The 12,214-nt window shown below is 32.0% G+C and carries 9 protein-coding genes and 1 pseudogene; all 10 read right to left on the reverse strand.

Translation table 11 applies throughout. The annotated features are described in order from the left end of the window. Positions 1-68: 68 nt before the first annotated feature. A complete protein-coding gene (locus LIX58_RS10215; RefSeq protein WP_154836797.1) occupies positions 69-1,958 on the reverse strand; it encodes a vWA domain-containing protein in 1,890 nt (629 codons plus the stop codon). A 12-nt stretch (positions 1,959-1,970) separates the two neighbouring features. Continuing rightward, complete coding sequence (locus LIX58_RS10220) at positions 1,971-2,762, reverse strand: AAA family ATPase (protein WP_154836800.1); 792 nt, start codon at positions 2,760-2,762, stop codon at positions 1,971-1,973. Between the two features lie 108 nt (positions 2,763-2,870). Beyond that, on the reverse strand, positions 2,871-3,074 hold the full coding sequence (locus tag LIX58_RS10225; RefSeq protein ID WP_126567128.1) for a DUF6501 family protein: 204 nt from the start codon (positions 3,072-3,074) through the stop codon (positions 2,871-2,873). 37 nt (positions 3,075-3,111) lie between these two features. Continuing rightward, on the reverse strand, positions 3,112-3,918 hold the full coding sequence (locus LIX58_RS10230; protein WP_154836802.1) for a VOC family protein: 807 nt from the start codon (positions 3,916-3,918) through the stop codon (positions 3,112-3,114). Positions 3,919-4,588: 670 nt separating this feature from the next. Further along, the gene (sucB, locus tag LIX58_RS10235) at positions 4,589-5,869 is read right to left on the reverse strand and encodes a dihydrolipoyllysine-residue succinyltransferase (RefSeq protein WP_126566859.1); all 1,281 of its coding nucleotides are present in this window, start codon (positions 5,867-5,869) and stop codon (positions 4,589-4,591) included. 11 nt (positions 5,870-5,880) lie between these two features. After that, entirely contained in the window at positions 5,881-8,688 is a 2,808-nt protein-coding gene (locus tag LIX58_RS10240) for a 2-oxoglutarate dehydrogenase E1 component (RefSeq protein WP_154836804.1), read from the reverse strand. A 345-nt stretch (positions 8,689-9,033) separates the two neighbouring features. Then, positions 9,034-10,395 (reverse strand): HAMP domain-containing histidine kinase, encoded by a 1,362-nt coding sequence (locus LIX58_RS10245; protein ID WP_154836806.1) that lies wholly within the window; start codon positions 10,393-10,395, stop codon positions 9,034-9,036. After that, complete coding sequence (locus tag LIX58_RS10250) at positions 10,392-11,051, reverse strand: response regulator transcription factor (protein ID WP_226386312.1); 660 nt, start codon at positions 11,049-11,051, stop codon at positions 10,392-10,394. Before LIX58_RS10250 ends, LIX58_RS10245 begins: the two co-directional genes overlap by 4 nt. Before the next feature lie 216 nt (positions 11,052-11,267). After that, positions 11,268-11,377 (reverse strand): annotated as a pseudogene (locus LIX58_RS10255) (hypothetical protein); the annotation flags it as partial. Positions 11,378-11,581: 204 nt separating this feature from the next. After that, positions 11,582-12,205, reverse strand: a complete 624-nt coding sequence (locus LIX58_RS10260) for a phosphatase PAP2 family protein (protein WP_126566863.1) — start codon at positions 12,203-12,205, stop codon at positions 11,582-11,584. Positions 12,206-12,214: the final 9 nt, after the last annotated feature.

The raw sequence follows: 12,214 nt of genomic DNA on the forward strand, positions 1-12,214 counted from the left end.
TTGCAAGTCTATGTAAATTCAGAAAATTTAAAAACATTAATTATATTTTCTGATTATTAATTTTATTTTTAAAAAGATTTTAGTAATAATTTTTTAAGTAATGGAGATAAATGAGCTGGCAGATTCTCTACTCCCTCTACAAACAACGCATATTGACCGTAAATATTATGGATAGTTTGTTCTATATCTTCTGTAATCGTATCTTGACTTAAAAATACATTGAATACTTCTATCCCATATTTACGAGCCATTTCAACAGCTTCATACGTATCTAAAATACCATCCTGTGCATAATTAAATGCTGATGGCTCACCATCTGAAAAGACAATTAAGAAACGTTGATTATGACTACGTCTTAATAAGCGTTCACTAGCTATTCGTATTGCTACCCCGTCACGATTATCATCTTGAGGATGTAATGACATAATACGCGGACCACTTTTATCCATAGTTGAATAATCATAATGAACAATCTCATCAATGATATTAGGCTGTTTATTATCATCTGAATCAAATGCATCTTCATTAAAAGCAAGTATTTCATGTTTAACATTCAATGATTTGAGCGTCTCGTGGAATAATACAACACCTTTAATTGTTTCATCCATTTTATCAAACATACTTGCAGAAACATCAATTAATAATGTAAATGTAGCATCAAATGTTTTACTTAAATCTTGTTTTTTATAAAATAATTTATATTGATCATCAATAAACCAATTGATTAAATCACGTTGTAAACGTCCTTTTGTAAGATTGTGACGTTCATCAACATGCTCACGATCAATTGTTTTCTTAATAATTTGGATTAAGTCTTTTGTTTCAAATTGAACATCATTCTTCACATTTTGATATTCTAAAAGATATTCTGTTTCAATATCAGGCACATTCCATTTGATTTCGACGTTTTCATTAATACCTTTAAGGGCAAATGAAGGATTTTGACCAATTGAACCACCTTCATCATTATTAAGCGTAGTATCAGATCCACGTCCTTTTTTAGTCATCATATCTGTCATGTCATCAGTAGAATCGCCTTCACGCGCCGTATCATTATCACTTAAAACATCACTGTTTTCACCTTCATGCAATTCCATTTCCAAGTAAGCGCCACCCTCAGACTTGCTATCCTGGGCATTCGTTTCAGCTTCAGCAGTTTCAGCATCAGTATCCTCACTCGTATTGTCATGACCGTCTACATTGCTGGCATCGGTACGTTTAATATCCTCATATGCTAATTCATGTATCGCTTCATAAACTCGTCTAGGAAGATAATAATATTCATTTAGCATGTCTTTACTTAACATATCATCAATTTGAAACATAATGCGTTGCGCTAAATACATATTATCTTCAGAAGTTTCATTTTGGAAAAAGTTAGGCAAATACTGGAACATATGATTTAAAATATCATCAAATTGTGGATGCATCATTGGAATATCAAAGAAATTTTGACTTAAAAATGCACGTTCTAAATATAAAAATAGTAAGTCAGTATAAACCGTCTTAGTTTTATAAAAAGTAATTTGCGATTCAGTATAAGATAAACGTGTTTGCAGACGTAAATCAATGAGTTTAGCTGTACTTGGTCGTTCATTACGGATGTGGTTAAAAACACGCATATCTTCTAAAAGACGGAAGAGTTGATGATAAAACTTAGGATGTTCAAACTCATCTTCATGAAGTACTTCATTCACAATTTTTTCATCCATCATTTGATAGCCATATGCAGCTAACATTACATCCGTTTTTAAACCTGCATTTTCAATTTCAGCAGGACGATGAGACCAAAACCAACTAGTGATAAGTGTATTATTAATCGGATCATAAAAAGGGAATTTTTGAATTTTAACTTGTGTTTGTTCGTTTTTTAGAAGTAAGCGCGCTAAGTCTTGTAACATCATGACTTGTTTAGCATCGAGTTGCTCATCATTAAATTTTATAAAACGATCACTCATATTAATCCCTCTCTAAAAGTTTAGTTCAATTGCATTTTTAATCGCTTGTTGTTCACGTTCGTCTTCCAATTTATCAATAATTGTTCGTTGAATCGCACGTTCAATAGGCATCACGGTAATTAAATCACTTAAGTCAATAAGTGCACGAATACTAGCTGCCTCTTCCGAAATTTGACCTTGTTTAGACATTGTACGTAAATCTTCATTGAATTTAATAATTTGTTCAATGATTTTATCATCCTGCAAATTACTTTGGTGTTTAATAACTTCTTTTAAGATGTCACCATCAATGTAATCTACTTGAATTACAACAAAACGGTTTTTAAGCGCTTCGTTCATTGGTAATGTGCCTACATACCCTTCGTTAATAGCAGCAATAACATTGAAACCAGGCGCAGCTTTAATTACCTCTCCAGTGAATGGATTAGTGAGTTGACGACGATAATCTAATACACCGTTTAAAATTGGTAATGTTTCAGGTTTAGCCATATTAATTTCATCGATATATAAGATATGACCTTCACGCATTGCTTTAATAACAGGACCATCAATAAAGACAATTTCTTGGCGACCTTCATCGTTTGTTTTAATTGTTTTAAATCCTAATAAACTTTCAGCATCTAAATCCACAGAACAGTTAACTTGATGCATAGGCGTATTAACCGTTTCACTTAAAGTTTCCGCTAATTTCGTTTTACCAGAACCAGTTGGGCCTTTAAGTAAGATATTTTTATTTAATTTAAATAATGCTTTTGCATCATTAAATACAGATTCATCAGAATTGATATATTGATTTTGTACCATAATAATTTAAACTCCTTCTTTCTTTAAAAATGAAAAAATAGACTAAGGAGTCTTTTTTTAACTCCCGAGTCTTAAATTGAACAACATGTTTAAAAATGATTGGCAGTCTTAAATTTCTTTAAAATAATCTTTGTAATAACCACCAACTAAACCAGAATTATCAATAATTTGATAATATTCTTCAGTTTCATTAATTACATCATATTGTTTGCCGATAGTTAACATGTCAGAAACTGTAAATTTCTTAGCATCTGTATTAGTAACTTCAACTTTTTTAATTGGTGTACGCTCTTTCCATGTTTCATGTAACATAGCCATATATATTCCTCCAATAATGAACTAGTATAATTTATTTTTCTAAAGTATAAATGAATGAGATGCCACTATTTTCAGTGATACGAATTGATTTAGCATCACCTTGATTTAACATTTGATAAGGGATTCCAATTTCATCTAACTCTTTTTTAGCATTTTCAAAATCCTCAGATGAATTAGCGCTAAATTCAACTTGTTCAACGATACCTTCCTCAACCATTTCTATTTCTTCTTTAGGTTGATATAAGTGGATTTCGCCGCCTAGACCACCTTCACCGATTTTAAATACTTGAATAACTTGGTTTGGAAACTCAGTAGATTCATATTCTGCATAATGTACTAAATTGAATACATTTTTAAAAATAGAAGCTGTCACAGGCATTTCATTTACTTTAATAATGATTGGCCCTAGACCTTGTAATTGATGAAGTGGATTAACTGAACTTTCAAATGTCGGCGTACCTAAGCCAATTCCAGTATTGTGCTCATTTGAATAAATATCAAAAATTTGTTGATTAGTGTCTTTGAAACTAAAATGTTTGTTGCCGTTTAACTCGGTTATTGAACTATATTCAATATCGTTATCTTTTAAGATTTGTTGATATTCTTCAAGACCTGCATCAGATGGAGTTCTTAATCCTACACTAGAAATGTGTTGGTTTTGATATGTTTCATTTGGAACTTCAACAAAATGTATACGAGTTCCTGGGCTTAAATCTGCATCACCAAATCGTAAAGCTTGATTTTTAGATGCAACATTAAGACCTAAGATATCTTTAAATAATTTCTTTGTGTTAGAAAGATCACTTGTCCCTAATGTGACACTTCTAAGTCCGCTCATTAACTGACACCCCTATATTTATCTTTTCTCAATTATTATAACGTATTTTTCATGCGAATTATATGATGAACTATTGGAGATTACTATTTATATCGTTTACTATTAAGACGAACTTTATATATTAATTAAACATATTTAGTTCGATAATTTAAAATCATTAGAAAATATAAATTCAGCATTTTACCACTCCCCTACCCTTTAAAATATAGAGAGGGGAGTTTATTTTTATAAAAAGTATATATTTATTTGGTTAGAGTTTTTGGTAGATAAGTTCGTTTTTTAGATGTTTTCGAGAATTATCAACATTGATTACATTTTAATATGCAATCAAAAATATATGATTACTACAATTAATGAATTGATTTACTTGCAAGTATATATTTTTTAAATAGTCACATTCTATGTCTTTATTTGCACTTATATACTTTGAATTTATTAACGTTCTTATGCTTTGACAGACCTTTCATTTAACCTTTAATGCCATGATTATTATAAATCAGAGTAATACGCTTATTGACGTAAAAATGCTGCACCTTAATTAAACAAGCCTATTTTAACTTAAATAAGCTCAAGTGACGTCTCTAATGATTTTCGCCTCTTCCAACCAAAAAAATACAACGACGATAAACGCCGTTGTATTAAATATTTACGAGGTTGTATTCCTTTGTGATTAGCTTTCTAGTAATAGATCTTCTGGACTTTCGATAAGTTCTTTAATTGTTTTTAAGAATCCTACTGCTTCTTTACCGTCGATAATTCTGTGGTCGTAACTTAATGCAATATACATCATTGGTCTGTTCTCAATTGTGTCTTTATCAATCGCGATTGGACGAGTGATAATTGAGTGCATACCTAAAATAGCAGCTTGATTACCATTGATAATTGGTGTACTCATCATTGAACCGAAGATACCACCATTAGTGATTGTGAATGAGCCATTAACCATGTCATCTAAACCAAGTTTTTTCTCACGTGCTTTTACTGCTAAGTCAGCGATTGCTCTTTCAATTTCAGCAAAGTTCTTTTTATCGCAATCTCTTACAAATGGTACTAATAAACCATCGTCAGTTGAAACGGCTACGCCGATATCATAATATTGTTTAGTAATCATATCGTCGCCATCAATTTCAGCGTTTACTTCTGGATATTTCTTCAATGCTGCCACAGCTGCTTTAGTGAAGAATGACATAAAGCCTAATTTTGTACCATCATGATCTTTGATAAATTGTTCTTTTTTACGTTTACGTAGTTCCATAACATTTGTCATGTCTACTTCATTAAATGTAGTTAACATTGCTGTGTTATTAGATACTTCTAATAATTTTTTAGCAGCTGTTTTCTTTCTACGTGACATTTTTTCACGAATAACTGGTTTATTTGGTGTGCTTGATGATTTTTTAGTTTCTTGTGGTTTACTATCTTGTGAAGATTGAGTAGCTTGAGATTGACTTGCTTTTTGGCTATTATCAACATCTTCTTTACGTACTACATCATTACCTTTACCAGAAACTGAACTTAAATCTACACCGTTCTCACGAGCATGACGACGTGCAGATGGTGTTGCATTAACACGCTGGTTATTAGATGAAGATTGTTCTGATTCATTTAAGCTAGTTGAAGGTGCTTCTGTTTCTTTACCTTCGTTTTTCTCAACGTTTTCATCTTTTTGATCTTCAGTCGATTGTTCATTACTGCTGCTAGAAGCGTTATTTCCGCTACCTTCTCCAACTGTTGCAATAACTTGACCTACTTCAACTGTATCGCCTTCAGAAGCAAGTTGTTCTTGTAGAACACCTTCTTCTTCAGATACAACTTCAACATTAACTTTATCAGTTTCTAATTCAAGAATGGCTTCACCTTTTTCAACGCTGTCACCTACGTTTTTTAACCATTCTGCAATAGTACCCTCTGTAATAGATTCTGCTAATTCTGGAACTTTTACCTCTGCCATATTATTTCCCCCTAGTTATTTTGAGTGCTACTTTCAATAATTTTATTTTGAACAAGTTTATGAATTTCTCCATCACCTTCAGCTGGTGCTGCACGTTGAATTCTGCCATGATAACTTAAATTATATTCATTACCTACAAGAGATTTTAAGTATGGATATACAAATAACCAAGCACCTTGGTTTTTAGGTTCTTCTTGAACCCATGAAACAGTTTCAAGATTAGGTAATCCATTTAATACTTCTCTAATTTCTTCTTCAGGGAATGGATATAATCTTTCCACAGCCACTAGTAAAATAGATTCGTTAGGATTTTTAGCTAAATGTTCTTTTAAATCAATAAACATTTTTCCTGAAGCTAGAATAACTTTAGTCACTTTATCTTTTTCAGCTTCATCTACAAGGATTGGTTTAAATCCACCAGATGTAAATTTTTCAATTGGTTGAGCAACAGTTTTGTTTCTCAACAAGCTTTTTGGTGACATAATAATTAAAGGTCTCATAGCTTCTGTGCCTAAACTTTTAGCTTGTGCTCTTAATAAATGGAAGTAGTTACTTGAACTTGATAAGTTAACCACTGTACTATTATTTTCAGCTGCTAATTGTAAAAATCTTTCAAGTCGTGCTGAAGAGTGCTCAGCACCTTGACCTTCAAACGCATGTGGTAAGAATAGTGTTAAACCGGTTCTTTCACCCCATTTAGCACGGCCAGAAGACATGAAGTTATCAAATATCATTTGAGCCATGTTCGAGAAGTCACCATATTGAGCTTCCCAAATATTCATGCTTTCTTTGTTCTCAACGTTGTAGCCATATTCAAAGCCAACAACAGCTGCTTCAGATAATGGACTATTGTGAACTTCAAATGTAGCTTTTTGATCAGGAACATGATGTAAAGGTGTGTAAACATCTCCATTTTCCTCATCATGTAAAACAGCATGTCTATGACTAAATGTACCTCTTTCACTGTCTTGTCCAGTTAAACGAACTGAGATACCGTCTTGAACAATTGTTGCAAATGCAAGTTGTTCTGCTTGTGCCCAATCCACTAAACCGTCTTCTTTTTCGAATGGTTCTCTACGTTTTTCAAGCACTTTATCTAGCTTTTTCAACACATGGAAATCTTCTGGATAAGTTAACATCGCATCATTAATTTCTTTCAGATGATCGAATGTGAAGTCCTTATCATCGCTTTGTAAAGGTTGTTGTAAAGATTCAGGTTTTTCCATATCAGGATTATCCATTTTATCGGCTTTATCAATTTTATCTTGAGCTGAACGCATAGATTTTTGGACATTATCCATAATTTCATTCATTTGCTCTTTGTTAATAACGCCTTCATCTACTAGTTTGTTACCATAAATAATTTCAACAGAATCATGTTTACGAATATTTTGATATGGAACAGGGTTTGTAATTGATGGTTCATCCATTTCGTTATGCCCGTAACGACGATAACCTACTAAATCAATTACGAAGTCTTTGTGGAATTCTTTTCTGAAATCCATTGCGATATCAATTGCTTCAATTGTTGCTTCTACATTATCAGCATTAACATGTAAGATAGGCACATCATAACCTTTAGCAATATCAGAAGAATATGTTGTAGAACGACCATCAACTGGTTCAGTTGTAAAACCAATACGGTTATTCGTAATGATATGTAAGGCGCCTCCTGTAGAATAGCCATCTAAATTACTTAAATTCATTGTTTCGAAATTGATACCTTGACCTGGGTAAGCTGCATCACCATGGACTATGATAGGCATAGCTTTATGGAAGTCAGTAGAAGGACCACCATTATGATGAGTATCATCTTGAGCAGCACGTGTTTTTCCAATAACAACTGGCGCTACAATTTCTAAATGACTTGGGTTGTTTGCAAGTGAAATGCGTTGTTCTATACCATAAGAAGAAGTTGTTTTAACGCCACCTAAGTGATATTTAACGTCACCTGTCCAACCAGAAGTTAATTCTAAGCTTCCATCTTCAGGTAAAAACTTCATTGGATCAGTGTGCATGAATTCTGAAATCATCATTTCGTATGGTTTTTCTAATACATGAGTTAAGACATTTAAACGTCCACGATGGGCCATGCCGATTTGAATATTCTGAATTTCTACTTCTGCAGCACGTTTTAGAGTATGTTGTAACATAGGCACTAATGTGTCTACACCTTCGATTGAGAAACGTTTTGCCCCTACGAAGTTTTTATGTAGATACTTTTCAAAGCCTTCAACATGTGCTAGTGTTTCGAATAATTTTTTCTTTTCATCATTATTAATATTTGCTTTATAAGGTGTTTCAATTCGACGTTTTAACCATGTACGCTCTTTATTGTTGTTAATATGGTTATATTCGAATGCAATAGGTCCCTTATAGCGCTTTTCCATACGCTCAATTGCTTCATATGCATTGTCATAAATATCACTAAAATGTTCAGAAACAATGCCAGCAGAAATTTGTTCTAATGTTGCTTTATCTAAATTAAAATCCTCAATAGTTAATTTAGGAACATTAGTTCTTTCAGGAGCATTTACAGGGTAAATATCGGCCTTAAGGTGACCATATTGTCTAATATTATCGATTAAGCGCATGATACGTTTGATAGTACTATCATCCGCTGAAGAACCACTCCCTTTTGTGGTAGGTTTAGCCTCGATATTAGCTTCACCATTTTTTATTGTACTAAAAAGAACTTGTAAATCATCAGATACAGAAGAAGGGTCTTGTAGATAATCATCATATAAATCTAACATAAGACCTAAATTTGCACCAAAGTTTACAGGAGCTTCCGTAACATCCTTGTTATCCTTTGCCATAGTATACCCTCCACAAAATAGTTAAACCGCTTACAGAATAATCATAGCATTATTTAACACTTTGATAAAGCCTATTGACTGAATATTATGTAAAAGGATGAAGAATAAAAATAAGTTTTGCAAAAAAGGTTTTTTTGTATCGTAATTTATATCATTTAAAGCTTTTTTTGGAGATAATTTCTTCCAAATGAGTCTTTATTCTAGAGTACTGTTTAGTAAACTTCTTAAGCGATAACGTTATTTTTAAAGTCTTGAATTAAAAAAAGACTAAGATTGAACAAAACATAGTTCAATCCTAGTCATCTGCGATTATTTTTCTAATTAAAATGTAGTGAGCCAATTTTATTATTTAAAGATTATTTTAAAAGTAGTATATTGATTTACTTTACTATCAACCATTATATAGCCACTATATTGTTGCACAATCTTTTCGGCTATAGAGAGACCTAGACCATTACCTCCTTGGCTTCTAGCTCTCGATTTATCAACTCGATAAAAGCGATCAAATATAAATTCTTGGTCTTCTTTAGGAATACCCATACCGTGATCTGTTATTTCAATACTTATTTGTTTATTTCGAAGTTGAGTTTTTATAATGATATGTTTGTTTTCTTTATCATATTTCATCGCATTGTCGATAAAAATTAAAAGTAATTGTTCGAATTGATGGCGATTAATATGCAAGTTTAACGGTTTATTTGCTAAATGAACATCAAAATGATAATCGGGATGTAATTGCTGTAATGATTTAACTCTTGAACGAATTTCTTCGTTAATGTCAACGTCTTCACTTTCTAATGCTTGTATATTCACTTTATCTTTCGTTAAAAGTAATAACTCTTCCACGAGTTTTGTAATACGATTCATTTCTTCTAATGAAATATTTAATGATTCCTCTAATACTTCTGGGTCTTTTTTTCCCCAACGCTTAATTAAATTTAAATGTCCTTGAATAATTTGAAGCGGTGTCCGCAATTCATGTGAAGCATCTTCTACAAATTGTCGTTGTTGATTAAATGACTCTTCAATTTGAAACATCATATCGTTAAACGTTTCAATTAAATTATCGGTTTCTTCATAATTAGTATTGAGCTCTAACTTATTTTGGAATCCATCGCGTCGTATTTGAATCATTTTATTAGACATTCTTATTAACGGCTTGGTTATTTGTCTTGAAATGATATAACTAATTCCACCAGTAATTACTGTTGCTACTACTCCAAACATAATAGCTACTATATAAAGGGAACGTACGACATTATTATATCCCTCAAGTGAATGAACTAAAACGATAAACCCTTGGAAATTACGACTTTGAATAGGTTCAGTCATGATAAGAAATTGTCTACCATTATACTTTTTAACTTTTACGCGTTCAATATTTGCTAAATCAAATTGTGGTTTAATATGCATACTACTCTCATTTGAAGTATGCATGATTTCTTTACCATTTTGATTGTATACTACAACTTCTTCAAAATTTTCTAAAGATGCACTTAAATCTAGAGGTGAAATATGTTCCATAGAGCGTGTTTGAATTAAATTAACAATTTCACTAGAGCTATGCTCGGCTTCATCAATTTCTCCCTTACGCAATGTGTCTTTCAGAAAGAAAATAGTCATTGAGCAAAATAAAAGGATGGTCGTAAACACAATAAGTGTCGTAATTGTCATCCATTTATATTGTAAAGTACGTTTTTTTATCATCGGATCACATACCCTACACCACGTACAGTTTCAATTGTTTTCTCTTTACCAAATGGCTTTAATTTATTTCTTAAATAGCGAATATAAACATCTACCACATTCGTTTCTACTTCGCTATCATACCCCCATACATGATCTAAAATTTGTTCTCTTTGTAATACATGATTACGGTTTGTCGCTAATACGTATAATAGATCATATTCTGTCTTCGTTAAATCAAGTTGTTCACCATTAACGGTAACTTTGAATGCATCGATATCAATTTTAATACCATTGATGTCGATAATATCTTTTTGGGGTTGGCGACGTAATACTGCACGAATTCTAGCGAATAACTCTTCTATTTCAAATGGTTTTACAATATAATCATCAGCACCATAGTCTAATCCAGTCACCTTATCATACGTATCACTTTTGGCTGTAATAATAATAATAGGCGTAGTCTGTTCTTGACGCACACGGCGACATATTTCAAGACCGTTAATATTAGGAAGCATTAAATCTAAAATAATTAAATCATAACTATTGTTTAATGCTTTGTTTAAACCAGCTTGCCCTTCATATTCAATATCCACGTTATAATTATCGTGGGTTAATTCTAATTCAAGGAATCGAGCTAAATTTTGTTCATCCTCTACTATTAATATATCTGTCAATGGTTGCACCTCTTTTTTTGAAAATAAGCTAACAAATACGTTTAATAATTTAAAATTAATTTCCGCTAATTATGGCCAATTAGCCCTTTATAATATAAGTAATATTTTATCATAGTATATCTCTAAATAAGCATACAAGTATGTTAAAGCAAAGTAAGATGGATGAATTTTTGACTTAACATTAAACGCTTCAAAATAAATCTAAATTTTTCACATTTCTAATTGACAATGATTATCAGTCGTGTATAATAATAGTTGAAAATGATTATCAATACCGACTAAGACAATTCCCCCCACATATATTTCGTTCTTACAGGGTTGATCATTTTCGAGTTATTCCCCTTTTATATGCCCGTAAAAGACTAACGTTGAAGTTTTAAAATTAGCTTAAACGTTTTAATTAAAGCAGTGAATCTAATGCCGAGGTTCACTGCTTTCTTTTTTGGTTATTTCTCACTTACCTCATTTTCCTAAAAAGAAAAGAGAAACAGGCTTCAAATATGAATACTCTGCTTCTCTTATGAAAAATATTAATATGAAGTTGGATATAGTTGTTTCTTCAAAATTAATGTTGATAAAACAATACAGAAAGCGCCGCCAATAATGCCAGCAATAACATCAGTAGGATAATGCACGCCTAAATACACTCTTGAAATTGAAATTAACAGAATGAATAAGGCACATAGTCCGATGATAATGCCTTTATTAGAACCAGACATACTTCGATTAGCAATAAACATTGCACTTCCGAAAAATGACGTTGAACCCATGGCATGTCCACTAGGGAAACTAAAACCACTGATATCAATTAAACGTAATAATGTTGGACGTTCACGGTCAAAGATGTTCTTTAATACAGGGTTTAGAATGCCTGATAGTGCCATAACAATTGCAAAAAATAATGCTTCAATTTTACAGCGTTTAAGCATTAAATAAGCTACAAACATTAATGATAAACAAACCATGGCCCACACTTCTCCAATTTTAGTTGCGCCTAGCAAAATTGAAGTTGTTATAAAACTTTCTGATGAATAAATAAATTCATATACTTCTGTATCAATCCATTTACCTAATCTTGATTCATGGAAAAAAGCGATAATTCCAAAGATTAGAGTGAAAACTATGAGTAATGTAATGCGCTTTGCACGATTCATCAAGTATGC

The organism is Staphylococcus sp. Marseille-Q1834 (assembly GCF_916858875.1).
GTDB classification, from domain to species: domain Bacteria; phylum Bacillota; class Bacilli; order Staphylococcales; family Staphylococcaceae; genus Staphylococcus; species Staphylococcus pragensis.

What these genes read in the sequence shown, in the direction of transcription:
- LIX58_RS10215 (WP_154836797.1), bottom strand. Translation starts at nt 1,958, where the DNA reads ATGAGTGATCGTTTTATAAAATTTAATGATGAGCAACTCGATGCTAAA.
- LIX58_RS10220 (WP_154836800.1), bottom strand. Translation starts at nt 2,762, where the DNA reads ATGGTACAAAATCAATATATCAATTCTGATGAATCTGTATTTAATGAT.
- LIX58_RS10225 (WP_126567128.1), bottom strand. Translation starts at nt 3,074, where the DNA reads ATGTTACATGAAACATGGAAAGAGCGTACACCAATTAAAAAAGTTGAA.
- LIX58_RS10230 (WP_154836802.1), bottom strand. Translation starts at nt 3,918, where the DNA reads ATGAGCGGACTTAGAAGTGTCACATTAGGGACAAGTGATCTTTCTAAC.
- sucB (WP_126566859.1), bottom strand. Translation starts at nt 5,869, where the DNA reads ATGGCAGAGGTAAAAGTTCCAGAATTAGCAGAATCTATTACAGAGGGT.
- LIX58_RS10240 (WP_154836804.1), bottom strand. Translation starts at nt 8,688, where the DNA reads ATGGCAAAGGATAACAAGGATGTTACGGAAGCTCCTGTAAACTTTGGT.
- LIX58_RS10245 (WP_154836806.1), bottom strand. Translation starts at nt 10,395, where the DNA reads ATGATAAAAAAACGTACTTTACAATATAAATGGATGACAATTACGACA.
- LIX58_RS10260 (WP_126566863.1), bottom strand. Translation starts at nt 12,205, where the DNA reads ATGAATCGTGCAAAGCGCATTACATTACTCATAGTTTTCACTCTAATC.